The 15,758-nt window shown below is 37.8% G+C and carries 9 protein-coding genes; 4 read left to right on the top strand and 5 right to left on the bottom strand.

Annotation, left to right across the window (positions count from 1 at the left end; all coding sequences use genetic code 11):
* The first annotated feature begins 99 nt into the window (after window positions 1–99).
* The 4 genes from DRF59_RS05360 (at window position 100) to DRF59_RS05345 (ending at window position 7,454) form a co-directional block, all read left to right on the top strand.
* Window positions 100–4,902, top strand: coding sequence for a DNA repair ATPase (locus tag DRF59_RS05360; protein ID WP_115957520.1), 4,803 nt, complete (start codon window positions 100–102; stop codon window positions 4,900–4,902).
* A 230-nt stretch (window positions 4,903–5,132) separates the two neighbouring features.
* Complete coding sequence (locus DRF59_RS05355) at window positions 5,133–5,498, top strand: hypothetical protein (protein ID WP_115957518.1); 366 nt, start codon at window positions 5,133–5,135, stop codon at window positions 5,496–5,498.
* A gap of 40 nt (window positions 5,499–5,538) precedes the next feature.
* Window positions 5,539–6,957 (top strand): aminotransferase-like domain-containing protein, encoded by a 1,419-nt coding sequence (locus tag DRF59_RS05350; protein ID WP_115957516.1) that lies wholly within the window; start codon window positions 5,539–5,541, stop codon window positions 6,955–6,957.
* An 11-nt stretch (window positions 6,958–6,968) separates the two neighbouring features.
* Entirely contained in the window at window positions 6,969–7,454 is a 486-nt protein-coding gene (locus DRF59_RS05345) for a GNAT family N-acetyltransferase (RefSeq protein WP_115957514.1), read from the top strand.
* A gap of 76 nt (window positions 7,455–7,530) precedes the next feature.
* Here the strand turns inward: DRF59_RS05345 and DRF59_RS05340 are convergent, their stop codons facing one another.
* The 5 genes from DRF59_RS05340 to DRF59_RS05320 all read right to left on the bottom strand — a co-directional run bounded on the left by DRF59_RS05340 (window position 7,531) and on the right by DRF59_RS05320 (window position 15,719).
* Window positions 7,531–9,384: an alkaline phosphatase family protein gene (locus DRF59_RS05340; protein WP_115957512.1), complete on the bottom strand. Its 1,854-nt coding sequence runs from the start codon at window positions 9,382–9,384 to the stop codon at window positions 7,531–7,533.
* Between the two features lie 365 nt (window positions 9,385–9,749).
* Complete coding sequence (locus DRF59_RS05335; RefSeq protein WP_115957667.1) at window positions 9,750–10,418, bottom strand: HAD-IA family hydrolase; 669 nt, start codon at window positions 10,416–10,418, stop codon at window positions 9,750–9,752.
* Window positions 10,419–10,425: 7 nt separating this feature from the next.
* The gene (locus DRF59_RS05330) at window positions 10,426–11,580 is read right to left on the bottom strand and encodes a TIGR03364 family FAD-dependent oxidoreductase (protein WP_115957510.1); all 1,155 of its coding nucleotides are present in this window, start codon (window positions 11,578–11,580) and stop codon (window positions 10,426–10,428) included.
* Between the two features lie 11 nt (window positions 11,581–11,591).
* Complete coding sequence (locus DRF59_RS05325; protein ID WP_115957508.1) at window positions 11,592–12,884, bottom strand: DUF5690 family protein; 1,293 nt, start codon at window positions 12,882–12,884, stop codon at window positions 11,592–11,594.
* Window positions 12,885–12,893: 9 nt separating this feature from the next.
* Window positions 12,894–15,719, bottom strand: a complete 2,826-nt coding sequence (locus DRF59_RS05320) for a TonB-dependent receptor (protein ID WP_115957506.1) — start codon at window positions 15,717–15,719, stop codon at window positions 12,894–12,896.
* Between the last annotated feature and the right edge of the window lie 39 nt (window positions 15,720–15,758).

Raw genomic sequence — 15,758 nt, 5'->3', positions numbered from 1 at the left:
CAGATTCCCAAATAAGGTTAATTTCAGAACCATTTTCAGAGTACCCAAGTTATATAAACCCTGCGTGATATGGCAGTCATGACAACCTAAATAAAAACGATGTCAGAACAACTTAATTCAGGAACTTACGAAATTATTCAGAACCGTTTAAATGAGCAGAAGAATGACTTGATTCAGAGACTTCAGCAGCTTAACGAAAACCGTAAAAATATATTTGGAGGAGTGGATTTCTCACTCATTGCCAATGAAAGGATTTCAACGGATCACAGCTGTATTGCCAAAGATATCTATTCACTGGGGGATCACCTGATATTCGGGTCTAATGCCCATCTGGGACTTCAGACGGAAATTAATATTTCGGACGTTTTTTCAATATATAAAATTAATAATAACCGGTTTGAACCTCAGGATCACATCCTGATCAATGATGAAGTTTTCATCGATGAGTTTAAAAACCTTTATAAATATTACAGAAATACTTTCTTTGCCAGGTTTACCTTTACGGAAAACTATCTTTATATGATTTTTCAGCTGTCAGAAAGTACTACTGATATCAAGGCCTTTAAATGGCTGATAAAAGAAAACCAGCTGATCTATGTAGATTCAAGAAGTGCATCTGAGACTTCATATCCTCAGCAGCATGGCTTTGTTTGGATAAAGGCAACAAGAGATATGCAAAGATCTGGAAAGCATCCGCATATCTCCCTTGCCGATAAGGTTTTCGTAGAAAGTATAGGTGGAGATATAACCATTAAAGTTGAAGACAATACAGATACCGGAAAAGGAATTTATTCAGAGGATGTAATCCATAAAGATCAGAATCTGGACGATGCAGAGATCCACTTCTGTGATCTTGATAATCTTGTTTTGTTTAGAATAAAGCCCTATCAGGAAACAGAGCGCTATTTCATTTACAATCATAAAGAAAAAACTGTTTCCCGGGCTGATGCTCTTAAGTATTCAGGGTTTTTACTTCCTGAAAACCAGGGAGTTTTATTTTCAAACGGATATGCTCTTCAGACAGGAGGCTTAAAAGTGATCTCACAGGATCAGACCAGGCTTTATTATTTAAAAACCATAGTTGAACCGAACGGAGAGAATTTTTTATATGTTTTTTACGATGATAAAACCAATAATTATCAGCTTATTTCCTATAATATCATCACCCAGACTATTGAAACACCCATTCGATGCAGTGGATTTACGTTTCTTAATGATGGAAAACTGATCTATCTCAGAGAGAGTATTGAAACAACAAAACATCATCTGGCCCAGATCTGGCAGACTCCTTTTTCAAAAGAGTTGTTTCCCAATATAGAAAAAGCGGACAGCTTACTTTATAAAATCGGAAACAAGGATATTGTCAGAGTAATAGCGGAAAGTCAGGAACTGATCACGCTCCTGAATAAAAAAGACTCTTATAGTGGCTTGTATGATGATATTGTGAAGCTTTCCACATCTATTATGGATACCTATTACTTCCTTGGTGAAGATGAAGTTCAGAAACTGGATCTTCCGCTGAAGGAAATCAGAGCAATTGCCCATTCTGCAATTAATGAATATGAAAAAGTAGTAGAGCAGAGGAAAAATACAGAAGAAACCTTAGAAAAAATACAAAAGTCCTGTGAAAAAATTCTGGATGATACGAAAAGGCTTCACTACTCCCAACTGACAGAATATATTGATGTACTTTCTCAGATCAGAGTCCTGCGGGGGGAAGTAACAGGAGCCAGGGAGCTTAAGTATGCAGATACAGCATTGCTGGATACACTGGAAAAGTCTCTTGCAGACCGTTATACAGAACTATCAAATGCCTGTGTGGATTTTCTGCTTCAGGAGGGAGCTCTGCTGCCTTATGAGGAGAAAGCACAACAGATTTCGGAAGATATCATTGGATTACAGAAAGCAATTGATGCCAGGACAATTGAAGAAAAGATCAACACCCTTTCCGGTCAGCTGGAATTGTTGGTGGATATCGTTAACAACCTTAAAATTGAAGATACTTCGCAGTCTACCCAGATTATTGAAAACATCTCATTAATTTTTGCAAGGCTGAATCAGGAAAGATTGGAGCTCAGCAAAAGGAAAAGAGAAATCTCAGGAAAAGAACTCGCTTCGGATTTCCAGGCCCAGATAACATTATTTGACCAGTCTGTGATTAATTTTCTGGAACTCTCGCAAACTCCGGAGAAATGTGATGAATATCTGACCAAACTTTCTATTCAGCTGGAAGAAATGGAAACGAAATTTATTGATTTCGAGGAATTTATCCTGCAGATTGGAACCAAGAGAGAAGAAGTTTACGAACATTTCCAGAATAAAAGGGTACAGCTTACCGAAGCAAGAAATAAAAGAACACAGAATCTCTTCGATGCAGCACAGAGAGTTCTGAAGTCCGTACAGACCAAAGCTGAATCCTTTGATTCTGAAAATGAGATCAATGGTTATTTTGCAGCGGACCTGATGGTGGAGAAAGTAAAAGACCTTTCAAGACAGCTTGCAGAGTTGAAAGATTCAGCAAAGTCAGAGGAAATTCAGACGTTATTGAAAACCCTGCAACAAGAAGCGGTAAGAAAGCTGAAAGATAAAAAAGAGATCTATGCAGATGGGGAAAGCGTTATTGCACTGGGAGACTATAAATTTACGGTCAATCAGCAGAAGCTGGATCTTACTCTGGTGCTGAGAAATGCGCAATATTACTATCATCTTACAGGTACAAGCTTTTATGAGCCTCTGAGCTTTGCTGCAGACGACTTCCAGGAGGTCTGGAATCAGGAATTTGTTTCAGAAAACAGCAAGGTAAAAAGATTTGAATATCTTGCCTGGAACGTATTCTCAGCTCTTAAGGAAATAGTCCCTGAAACAGAAAACGAAAAGATTGTACGGCAGTTTATGGCGGAGCATTTCGGAGAGGGTCTTGTAAAAGGAATTCACGATAAAGATGCCGGAACGGTTGTGGTGAAACTGCAGCAGATACACAATGAGCTGGGACTGATGAGGTTTACAGCACAGGAAAGAGCACTTGCACAGCTTTTCTGGTTTTTCCTGGGAACTGAAAGGAAAGAGTATTATACCAAACAATTTGAGGCAGAAGCTATTATTGCCCGGTCATTCACTGTGAAACAGGGATTTGAATATCTAAACAGAGAACTTTCGGAAGAAATGAAATCTTTTGCATCAGTTCATAACATTTTTGAAGAGACAGATTATATCAGTGCTGCCAGATACCTGAAGCAGGAAGACAAAGAAAACTTTCTGATCTCAGAAAAAGCAGCCACTTTGTACGGACTTTTTCTGAAAGAACTGAGAGATAAAGGAAAAGATCTGGAGTTTATTTCCCGGTTACAGGCAATGTATCAGTATCCTCAGGCATGTTATTCGATTGCTGAAAGTGCATTACAGGCTTTTAATCCTAAAGCTGATCAAGATACGATACAGGAAGCTGCCGGATTTATCATCACTCAAAAGTTTGATCCGAAAAATATCAGACGCATTGCTTATGAAGTTTCTGTAAAAGAACTAAAGTCTCTTGAAAAAGATGCAGAATACCATCTTAATTACTTTGAATTTGTACCCCGCCTGAACCATTTTAATACCGTTACTGTTCCAAAATATAAGCGTCTTCAGGAATTAAAATACAGTTGGGTGGAGGAAAAGAAGAAAGCATTAAAACTTGATACTTTCAAACCTCAGGTATTAAGTTCATTTGTAAGAAACAAACTGATCAATGATGTTTATTTTCCGTTAATAGGAGCTAATCTTGCAAAACAGCTTGGAACAGGAGGAACAGATAAGAGAACAGACCGGATGGGAATGCTTCTTCTGGTATCTCCGCCGGGATACGGAAAAACAACCCTGATGGAATATATGGCAGAGCGTATGGGGCTGGTATTTATGAAAATCAACGGGCCTTCACTGGGATATGATATTGTTTCCACAGATCCGGATGAAGCAAGGAATGCAGGAGCCAGACAGGAACTTGAAAAGTTGAATCTTGCACTGGAAATGGGAGATAATGTAATGCTTTATCTTGATGATATCCAGCACTGTAATCCTGAGTTTTTACAGAAATTCATCTCCCTTGCTGACGGACAGAGAAAGATTGAAGGAGTCTACAATGGAGAAAGTAAAACATATGATCTCCGGTCCAAGAGATTCTGTCTTGTAATGGCAGGAAACCCATACACGGAGAGTGGAGAAAAGTTTAAAATCCCGGACATGCTGGCGAACCGTTCAGATACGTATAATCTGGGAGAAATATCCGGATCAAAAACAGATTTGTTTGACCTGAGCCTTATTGAGAATGCCCTGATGTCTAATGAATACCTGACCAGGCTGACAAATCCCGGAATGGAAAATCTGTATGAACTTTATGATTGTATAATTACAGATAATCCCGCTGATAATCTGAAAGGAAATTTCAGTTCCAATGAAATTTCGGATTTCAGAGCAGTACTTAAAAATACCATCAGAGTAAGAAATATGGTGCTTAAGGTGAATAAAGAATATATCGTATCAGCAGCTATGTCAGATGACTACAGAAATGAGCCTCCATTCAAAATGCAGGGGTCTTATCGCAATATGAATAAGCTGATTGCACAGATTCAACCGATTCTGACAGACCATGAAGTTACTCAGATCGTCTTAAATCACTATCAGAATGAATCTCAGACGTTAACAACAGGAGCCGAAGCCAATATGCTGAAACTGAAAGAGCTGATAGGAGTTCTCACAGAAGAAGAAACAGAACGCTGGAACGAAATAAAGAAAACCTTTGTTAAAAATAAAACCTTAAAAGGACTGGGGGAAAATGATAGAATGTCACAGATTGTAGCATTGCTTGCTCAATTTGGTGATGGACTGGAGGGAATAAGAGAAGTCCTGAAAAAACCAGAACAATAATCATGAAGCTTTAAATAGTTGCAGAGACAGGCTGTTTCAAATAGAATCAGCCTGTTTTTCATTCCTGTTCCTCTCACACTCCTTTAAATTAGTCGTTGGATCTGTGTAATTTCTTTAACTGTAAAAGATTAAACGGATAAATAAAAATCTGTACCCATAATATTGTGTAGTTCTGTATCTGTATCCAGGATTAAATACTCCATAATTTTGTTTAGCTTAAAGAAGAAAATATGGAAACAATCGTTCAACATCAGAAACAGTTTCAATATGCTGAAGCTTATATATCAGACATGTTGGTACTGAAAGATATATTTCTGGAAACACAGAATGTAAAGATTGGAGATCAGAGTTTCGGACTTCCCTTTCTTTTAGCTAAAAACAAGGATGAAGTAGTAGCTTTTGCCAGTCTTGTCATAAATAAAAAAGATGAAATCTCTTTTAAAATCTATGATAAAAGCAGAATGACGGAATCTGAAAAGGAAAATTTCTTTTCCCGTGCTGAAAGATATTTTAAAAATAATAATACACCCAATTTCAAAGATCCGACCCAGTTAAAAAGCAGTATCAACAATCTGATCAGCTGGCTTAATCCTTAATAAAGAAGGGAAAATTGTACATTTACTTAAAACTGATTGTATGTCTAAAGATGTTCTGTACCTTAAAATAGCCAATTCTGTCACAGAGCAGATTAAGAGCGAAACCCTGCAGTTTGGGGACAGGCTTCCTTCGCTGAGAAGTGCCCAAAAACTGTATAATGTAAGTCTGAATACCATAAAACAGGCTTATATGGAGCTTGAAAGCCGATCTTTGGTAGAGTCACGGCCAAAATATGGGTATTATGTAAGCCAGTCTTCCCAAAGAAAACTGGCCCTGCCTTCTGTAGCTCAAATGAAACATTCAGAAGAAGAAAATAGCCCACAGGATCTTTTTGATAAAGTATTCGGAACAATTGCCGGTACGGATGTAACGCAGTTTGCGTTGGGAATTCCGGGAAAAAGCCTTCTTCCGGTGGCTAAGATGAAGAAATGTATGATTGATGTTGTAAAGAAGAAAAGTGACAGCGGAGTCAATTACGAGTCGGTGCAGGGAAGTGAACAGCTTCGGCGTGAAATTGCCAAATGGTCCATTGTAATGGAAGGAAAAATTACAGAAGATGACCTGGTGATTACTTCCGGAGCAATGAATGGCGTGTATAACTGCCTGATGGCGGTTACGAAACCCGGAGATTGTGTAGCTGTAGAAAGCCCTGTCTATTTCGGAATTCTTCAGGCTATTCATCTGTTGGGACTGAAAGCAGTGGAGATTCCTACTCATCCTATTACCGGTGTGGATCTGGACGCCTTAAAAAAGGTACTCCCAAAGCTTTCTGCATGCTGTTTTGTAGTCAATTATAACAATCCTTTAGGGTTCCAGATGCCGGATGAAAATAAAAAGGAATTGGTAAAAATGCTTACTGAGTACAATGTGCCTCTCATTGAAGATGATGTCTATGGAAACATCTATTTCGGGGCAGGAAGACCAAAACCCTGTAAATTTTATGATGAAGCTGGAATTGTGATGTGGGTGGGATCGGTTTCCAAAACACTGGCTCCCGGTTTCAGGACAGGATGGGTGGCCCCCGGAAAATTTAAAGAAAAAATTATCCGTCAGAAACTGGTTCAGACCGTTTCCAGTCCGTCATTATTTTCAGATGTGATCTCTGATTTCCTGACTCATGGGAGGTACGATCATCACCTGAGAATGTTCAGGAAAAAGCTATATGCCAATTATCTTCAGATTCAGAAATCTGTGGCTGAATATTTTCCTGATAATACTAAGATTTCAGAGCCCAAAGGAGGTTTTATGCTCTGGCTGGAACTGGATAAGAGAATTTGTACAGAAGATCTTTATGATATTGCTTTTGAGCAAAAAATAAACTTTGCTCCCGGAAGAATGTTTTCACAATATAATCAATATCAGAATTGTATGCGGCTAAATTATGCATTAGAATGGACAGACAGAGTGGAAAGCGACCTCGAGAAACTGGGAAAAATGATAAAGAACAGAATTAAATAAATCTTATAGCAATGAATGATATTAAGAATGAAGTAACAATTGTAGCCTATGAACCTCAGTATAAAGAAGCTTTCAAGGCTTTGAATGAAGAATGGATCAAAACATTTTTTGTCATGGAGCCCGGAGATTATAAGCTGCTGGATCATCCGGAAGAGGAGATTTTAAATAAAGACGGGCACATTATCTTCGCTTTGCTGGATGGTGAAGTAGTAGGAACCTGCGCATTGGTAAAAATGGAGGATCATCCTCTTACTTTTGAACTGTCAAAGATGGCAGTAAGCCCTAAAGCCCAGGGAAAGAAGTTGGGATACCTGCTGGGAAATACTTTAGTGGAAAAAGCGAAAGAATTAAACGCTGAAAAAGTCTTTTTAGTAACGAATTCTATACTTGTTCCGGCTATTAAACTCTATGAAAAGCTTGGTTTTATCCATACTCCTGTAAGCAAGGCCGAGTATGACCGTGCAGATGTACAGATGGAGTTGATTTTCAACAAATAAGCAAAAAAAATCTTAGAACCCGGGCAGAAATGTCCTTGTTCTAAGATCAAAATTTAAATCTAATTGCTTTACTGTTTTATTTCTTGATAAAAGTCTTTATCTGTGACTTTTTGCTTCCGCTGATTTTAATAAAATATGTTCCTGCCGGAAGATTTTCAACATTGAGTTTTTCATCATAGTGGCCTGTTGAAGATTGCAAATGTACCGTTGAAACAACTGAGCCTTTATTATCAATGATTTCTGCTGTAATTGTTTTATGACCTGATTTATACTGAATGTTAATAAATGCTGAAACAGGATTCGGATAGATTTTAAAGCCATCACCTGTTTCTTTAATTTCCCTTGTTGCTAATGTTTCCCGGGAACATTCCGGAATTCTGTTAACACCATCGATTCCCCAGGATGTCTGTACCGGAATACAAAGCCAGTTCAATACTGTAGGCAAATGGTCTGTTTCTCTTGTTGTTGAAGTATAATCATACACCTTAAAATTGTTGACCGTATTGACGTTATAAGCCGGAGAGCCTGTTATGGTCATACTATTGGCGTTTGGGCTGAAATCTGCTAAAGTATTTCCTGAAGTTTCGTTACATTTCCAGTTGGCTAATAGTTGAGAATAATAAGGATGTGAAGGTGTAATATCCTGATGAGCCCAATTCACAATAACATCGTTGGGAAGAGCTGATTTCCATATTCTTATATCTTTGTAAGAAGCGGCCAGATTGATTCCATAGACATTTGTCCCATCCTGATTTAATGTCAAAGGAAGTCCTGAATCAATATTTCCGATCGTGTTCATTTTAGCAAAAGTTACCGGAGCGCCATCCTCATACAGCGTTACAAGGCCGTCCCTGTCAAAGCTGGCAGCAATATGTTTCCATTTATTTGTTTCCATCTTGCCTCCCACCAGGTCAATTCTGTTGGTTCCATCACCTATATTCATCTTAAATGTCTGTCCGGAATATCCTGAGAAAACAAAGCCTTTATTTTTTCCGTTAGCCCAGTTTTTATTGCTGATCATCACTGGGTCACTGGAATAAGCTGCATTAGGTTTGACCCAAAACTCAATCGTAAAATCCTGATTTGCTCCAAAATTGAAAGAATTCTGGCTGGATGGTTTTGCGTATGTTCCTGCCGGGAAATTCAGCTGATTAAAGGTTTTATTGGATTCCAGAACGGTTCTGCTGATCTGTTGAGGAGTAAATCCGGGATTGGAGTAAACCGTAAAAATATTTCTTTCAGAAAGATTTCCGCCTCCGTGCGAAGTGTTTACTGCTCCATGATCTGTGGTCAGTACGACTAGCCAGTCTTCATTGTTATAGGATGCTCTTCTTTTCATTGCGGAAACAATTTCTCCGATATAAGTATCAGTTGTCTTAATAGAAGAAACGTATTGAGGAACAGTAGATGAGAATCCATAAGAATGTCCTGCGTGGTCTACATCATCAAAGTCTATGAAGAGAATATCTGGATTGTCATTCTGTAAAGCCGTTACGGCTGCATTTTTCACCGCCAGATCCGTTGCCAGATTGGTTTTTACATCAGCATTTTGGATAATTTTGTCGTTGATAGGCGACCAGTGAGCCAGAGAAATGGTTCTTAAACCAGGGTTATAAGTTTCTGCTCTTGTTAAAAAATCTGGGTAATTAACATAGTTCGGATTGGTAAAATTATTATCCTGAACATTATGTTTGGTGTGCCATACTCCGGTAAGCATAGTGCTCCATCCGTTTCCGCTCCAGGTAGTGGCAGCGCAAAGCCCGTCTATAGAATAAATTGACTGGCTGATGAGGTTCTGAATGTTAGGAGTTGGGGTAGACATCATGACATCTGGGCGGCATCCGTCAATACCGATAAAAAGAACTTTTTTGGTCTGAGCTCCAAGGAAACAGCTCATTACAACAGCCATTGAGAATAGTTTTGTTTTCATGGGGAAAGAATTTTGAATGTTTACAAATAGTAATTTATTTTTTACTATTGTAAAATTAGTTTACCATTTGTAAACATTTATGAATTGAAAGTTAAATAATTGATAATTAAAAAGTTCGCGAAAAGGTTATATATTAACTACAAAAGCCGCAAAAGAAAATGTTTTTATTTTAAGTCAGGAAATATAAAGTTCAAAACAACATCTGGAAATTTCCGATTTTAACAAATATTCGATCGAACGTACGAAATTCCTCCGGAAGGTGTCAGATTGGAAGTGTAACGGGTGTAAAAACACAAATATTTCCAATAGAAGAACTATGAAAACATTTGTGTCAGGAAGTATTTAAAGTATGTTGAAAAAAGTTGCTAAAGGATCCCGGTTGCCTCAGAAATGGTATTCAGAATATAATCCGGGGCAGCCTTTTCAAGTTCTGATTTACCTTGGGCGCCTGAAAGAACAGCTACCGTTAATCCACATCCGGCATTTTTACCTTCCTCAATATCAATAACAGAGTCGCCAGCCTTTAAAACTTTATTGGCTTCAGTAATATTAAATTTTTTCATTGCCAGATAAATCATTTCAGGGCTTGGGCGGCTTTCAGAAACATCATCCGCGGTAATCAAAGCATCAAAGTGAACGTTTTCTTTCCAGTTAAGTTTGTTCAACAGCTGATGGGCGATTTCAGAGGTATAACCTGTATTTAAAACAATTTTTTTGTTTTGAGACTTCATGCTGAGAAGGAAATCTTCAGTCCCGTTGATAGGCTTTACATCCAGATTCTTATATGATTCCTTTAGCTGCTCAGAAAATTTCTCAAAAATTGCAGGAGCGTCTTCTTCTTTACCATTAATTTCTTTTAAAAGACTTGTGATGGCTTCCAGTTTTTCCATCCCGGCACAGCTGGATAATACTTTTTCAAGACTTACGGGATAGCCGTAATCATTCACAGCGCTGGTAAGTGTTTTATATACTACATTATCTTCATCAATCGTTGTTCCGGCCATGTCCAGAACTAATAATTCTATATTTTTCATTTCAATTTTATGCGTAAATTTTTTCAATATTAAACTTGGAGAAGCCACCGCTTCCCGTCATTCCTTTTCCTCCGATACCCGTTACAATATGAATATTGGCAGATGGACTGTGCTCAAAAATATCTTTTGTTTTGCACTGGGAATAGATTCCGAACCATCTTCTCTGGATTTCATAGGCAGGAAGATCAATAATTTTCTTAGCCTCATGAATCATGAATTCATCAATCTCCATATTAAGATCATATCCAAGATCATCAGCATTTTTAGCATCTGCATATTCATGTGAATCTCCTATGATCACAGAACCGTCAAGAGCCTGTTTGAATAAAATGTGAATACCGTATTTCTTTTCAAAAGAGTTCGGATCTTCTAAAGCCTTGATTTTCTGAAAAGAAGGACATTCGCTGAATGATTCGTATCTTCTGACTGAAAGCCCGGTAAGGATATTTCCCTGAAGCGAATAAATTCCCTGCGGTCTGGTCTGAAGCATCTGCAGTTTGCTGACTTCCAGGTCGCTGTCATTGAATACTTTAGGATATAAAGTTTTAAACTCATGCCCACCGCAGATAATGATTTTGGAAGCATTGATTTCTGTTCCTTCAGCGGTTACAGCTGTACATTCCTGATCATCTTCATAGGTTTCGAGAACTGTTGTATTATAGAAAATCTTCAGCCCCATTTTTTCCTGAAGCAGCTTATGAAGCTTTAGAATCATATCTGCAGAATCTACTGAAAGTTCCTGAGGGAAAAATAACCCTCCCTTGCAATAATCTGAACGGAGACCGTCAAATTTCTTGATGCAGTCGTTTTTAGATAATAAAACAGATTCATAATCATTATTTCTGTTGATTTCATAAAGCTCTTCAATCAGCTGAAGTTCTTCATCGTTTGAAGCAATATATACAGATCCGTTTTGTCTGATGGTAAGGTCTGCGTGCTTATGAAGTTCATTGTATATTGCCAGACTCTCCCTTCCGAAATTCTGCCATTTAAGATCCATACCGGATGGCACTACCTGTCCGAAATTCCTCACAGTAGCCCCCTGAGGAACAGAATTTCTTTCAAGTAAAGCTACCTTAAGATTTTTCTTCAGCGCATGATAAGCATGGAATGTTCCTAAAATTCCACCTCCTACAACGAGTAAATCAAATTTTGTTGTCATTGTACTATAATTTATAAAATTTTCGACGTATCGAAATTGATGAATTGATTAGATTTAGGTTTTGACCTTTTTCTGAAAGCCAGAAATGCAATTACCGAAAGAACAAAAACCGTTATAGCGATGATATAATTTAAGTTAATATAAAAATGCAACCACGAAGTCTGAGCCGAACCAAAGTTTTTATACAGCAGGATCAACACGCTTCCCAGGTAACCAAAAGAATCTACAATATAGATCAGAAAACCTACATTTCCTTTGATTTCAAAAGCTGCGATCATCCTGTCAAAATAAATTCCATTGAAAGGAATATAGCAGATGTACATTCCCAATCCTGAAATCGTCATCCATAAGAAAGGAGACAAAAACTCCTGCTGAAACAGATAAGTAGAAAGTCCTACTGTAAGAATGCCCGCAAAAAGGATGTAATGGTAATATGCAAATGCCTTTTTGTTGTTTTTTACTCTTACCATAAAGCTTAAGACCACAAGAACCATTACCGCAATTGGAATTTCCGTTAAGGTGAAAATGGAACTGTCAAAACTAAAGTTCAGTCCGTCCCAGATTTCCCGGTTGAAATTATCTCTGAAATCCCTTAGAACCGTTAAGCTGATATACAAAAATATGATACAAACAATCGGAACAAAAAACTGCTGGATCAAAGCTTTTCTTTCCGAACCATTCAGCGGTTGTCTCTTATTTTTAAGTAAAATATCTTCTTCCGAAGGTTTAGGAATCCTTTCAAGTAACAGCCCGAAAAAAATCAATGGAATAATAAAAACAAGTCCGGTTGAAAAAGGCATCCAGAATTCTGAAACCGAGAAAGTATCCATCAGGAATTTTCCTGCAGATTTTGTAAATCCTGAAGAGACCACAAAGCTTGAACATAAAAATAATCCGATGATTTCTGTGGTTTTCCGCCCTTCAATATAAGAGAAAACAATTCCCCAGATCATTCCCAACGGAATACCATTGATCAACATGAATATAATATTGTAAGGAGCGGGAACTGCTGCAAATCCCAACAATGCCAGTTCGGCTATGGTAATGAAAATGAACAGGTAAGTAATTCTTTTCTGAGGTTTCAGTTCCGAAATAAATTTAATTCCGATGAATTTCGAGATAAAATATCCTACAGCCTGGGCAATGATAATCAGAATCTTATAATCTACTCCTAAATAAGAAAGTCCCTCGAAAGATGCGACGGTAAAAGGTTTCCTGAAACCGTACATGCAGAAGTAAACACCGAAAGCAGCAAAAGCAGCCTTCAGTGTTACCAGTGTTTTTTTATTGATGGTTTTGTCCATAGTAATGGGTCAGAAGTTCAGTTTTATTCCAAGATTGAATCGTACTCCATAATATTCCACCTGCTCCGGACGGTCTTCATTTTTACCAAAATGATAGATCAGGGGTTTGTTCAGGATATTGTTCACATCAGCATATAAAGTCAGGTATTTCGTAAACTGATAAGAACCTCCGAAGTCCAGATTACTGTATTTACCATAATAAGAGTCATTGATATCCTCTTCAGCATATTCTACAGCATATTTTCCTTTATAATTGTAAGCAAGCCTTGCATTGAATCCTTTTTTCTCAAAGAAAAGCTGTGCGTTATACAATTCCTTTGCCTGATAGGGAAGTGCTACCTTTCTCCCGCCTGGCTTTTCCATTTCAGAAGTCATAAATGTAGCATTCAGCTGTACTCCGAAGTACTGTAAAACCCCTGGAAGGAAGTCAAATCTCTTGTTAATTCCAAGCTCAATTCCTCCCAGCCATGCCGCTTTTCCATTATTAGGTGCTGAAAACTGTACCCCGCTGATTCCGTTATAGTTTCCGATAAAGGAGTCCTGGAAAATAGGATCTGTAATGGATTTATAGAAAATACCACCGCTCAGAATCCCTACATTGGAAAAATAATATTCTCCCATCAGATCAAAATTCAAAGAATACGTAGGGTTAAGATTCGGGTTTCCTCCTTTAAATTCGTTGTCTGCTTCAATATAAGTTCCTCCCGGAGTCAGATCCCCGAAATTAGGTCTTGAGAAAGTTCTGGTTGCAGCAAAACGGAGGTTGGTTTTATCATTTAATGTATATTTTAAATGGATCATCGGAAGAACTGCCAGGTAATTTTTGGTGTTTTCTACCGGTGTCAGTACATCATCATTCAAGTTGTACCCTTTTACTTTTGTATGGGTATTTGATAATCTGATTCCTCCTAAAATGATGATCTTATCATTCAGTTTGTACGTTGCCATTCCATAAGCATCCGCGTGCTTTTCAAACACATCAAAGTTTCTTCCTAATGCTTTATTATATTCAAGTGCTTCAGAATCTGCAGTATTAATCTTCAGGTTTCCCTGATGATCATACCAGAACTGGTTCATTCCTGTGGTAGAAAGTACCGGACCAAAAGTATTGCCGATATGGGAATTCATTTCACTTAAATATCTTGAACCATTAGGCTGTGTCGTGATATATTGAGAATAATCGGACAGTAGTGGTACGGTTCCATCGCTCCAGTTGTAAAAAATATCAGAGAACCTTGCATTACGTTCTTTATCTCTGTACTTAAAACCATACTTTAATGTCAGTTTATCTGAAGTATTGATTTCATGATTGAAAGCTGCTACAATTTTGTCCTTTTCTTCCACAAAGACTTTATAAAATTCAAGATCTGTAAATTTCATTTGGGAAGCATCCATTTTAAAGTCCGGATTGCTATAGAAACCAAATAAAGCATCCGGATTTTTATAATCCAATTTCCCACCATCTGCTTTCCAATACGCTCTTGGGCCATTTCCATGATCTGAAATATAATCAGGATTGATGCCAACACCGGATTGGGAATATTTGATAACATAATAAGAATTGTTCTGTTTATCAGGGATATTTCCATACTTGAATTTGTTGTCGTAGTAAGATAAATCCCAGTCGATTTTTCCCTTATTTAAATTGTGAACAGCTCCCAAAGAAACAGAGGTAAGCTCCGTTATCAGTAAGTTGTGGATATTCTGAAGCTCTACTCTTGCCGTATTGTTTGTGCTGCTGAATTTATCAAACCGGACCCTGTGTTTATAATGGGTTTCGTCATCCGATAATGTACCATACATTCCCTTTAAATAGAAGGTTGTTTTTGGAGACAATACATATTCAAAAGCGGTGTTGATTCCTGTTGTTTTCCTGACCCCGTTATAATCACGAAGTTCCATTCTGAAAACTCCTTCATCACCGCTTCTTCTTGCCTCGAAATTATCGGTAGACCAGTTTCTTATGAAATGAGCAAAATTGAATAAATACCCGAATTTTTTATCTTTTGTTCTTCCTCCATACAAAAATCCAAGGTTGTAAACACCTTTATCAGCTTTGGCATTATAACCACTTTCTATGGTGGCTTTAAATTCTGTTTTCATCGGTGGCGTTTTGGTAATGAAATTGACACCACCACCAATTCCGTCAGCTTCGATATCAGGGGTAAATGATTTATTTACATGTACATATGAGATCAGTTCTGTAGGAAAGAAGTCGAATGCTGTAGCTCTGGAAGTGGTTTCTTCCTCAGCAGTGGGAAGTCTGTTTCCATTGATCGTTGTAGAAGCCCAGAATGGCGGCAGACCTCTCAGGGAAACAAACCTTCCTTCTCCCTGGTCTCTTTCGATAGAAACTCCCTGTACACGCTGTACCGTCTCTGCTGCATTTCTGTCCGGAAGTTTTCCTATTCCGTCTGAGGCAATGACATTGGTAATGTTGATAGCATTTTTCTGAAGATTTAAAGCTCTTGCTTCCGTATTTTTCAACGTTCCGGTTACCACTACTTCATCAATGTTCTTTCGGGGTTGGGAAAGTCTGATGATTCCTAAATCAATAGTTTCCTCAGGTTTCAGATCAACAGTAATATCTGAAGATTCATACCCTATATAGCTGATTTGTAAAGTATATTGGCCTTCTTTGATGTCATTTATGGTAAATTTTCCTTCAATATCTGTCTTTATATTTTTAGATAAGCCCCTTATTTTAACTATGGCCCCGGGGAGAGGCTGGCTGTCGTCAAGTACAGTTCCTATAATTAACTGTTTTTGCGCTGAAACAAATACAATGAAACAGACAAAAACAAGGGTAAGTAATTTCTCTAATTTTGTTTTCATTTTTACATATATTAAATTTTTTATGCAAATCAAGCTAAT

The sequence above is a fragment of the Chryseobacterium flavum genome, from assembly GCF_003385595.1.
Classification (GTDB): Bacteria; Bacteroidota; Bacteroidia; order Flavobacteriales; family Weeksellaceae; genus Chryseobacterium; species Chryseobacterium flavum.
The sequence above is the reverse complement of the archived record's forward strand: the minus strand, read 5'-3'. Positions and strand labels throughout refer to the sequence as shown.

What these genes read in the sequence shown, in the direction of transcription:
- DRF59_RS05360 (WP_115957520.1), top strand. Translation starts at nt 100, where the DNA reads ATGTCAGAACAACTTAATTCAGGAACTTACGAAATTATTCAGAACCGT.
- DRF59_RS05355 (WP_115957518.1), top strand. Translation starts at nt 5,133, where the DNA reads ATGGAAACAATCGTTCAACATCAGAAACAGTTTCAATATGCTGAAGCT.
- DRF59_RS05350 (WP_115957516.1), top strand. Translation starts at nt 5,539, where the DNA reads ATGTCTAAAGATGTTCTGTACCTTAAAATAGCCAATTCTGTCACAGAG.
- DRF59_RS05345 (WP_115957514.1), top strand. Translation starts at nt 6,969, where the DNA reads ATGAATGATATTAAGAATGAAGTAACAATTGTAGCCTATGAACCTCAG.
- DRF59_RS05340 (WP_115957512.1), bottom strand. Translation starts at nt 9,384, where the DNA reads ATGAAAACAAAACTATTCTCAATGGCTGTTGTAATGAGCTGTTTCCTT.
- DRF59_RS05335 (WP_115957667.1), bottom strand. Translation starts at nt 10,418, where the DNA reads ATGAAAAATATAGAATTATTAGTTCTGGACATGGCCGGAACAACGATT.
- DRF59_RS05330 (WP_115957510.1), bottom strand. Translation starts at nt 11,580, where the DNA reads ATGACAACAAAATTTGATTTACTCGTTGTAGGAGGTGGAATTTTAGGA.
- DRF59_RS05325 (WP_115957508.1), bottom strand. Translation starts at nt 12,884, where the DNA reads ATGGACAAAACCATCAATAAAAAAACACTGGTAACACTGAAGGCTGCT.
- DRF59_RS05320 (WP_115957506.1), bottom strand. Translation starts at nt 15,719, where the DNA reads ATGAAAACAAAATTAGAGAAATTACTTACCCTTGTTTTTGTCTGTTTC.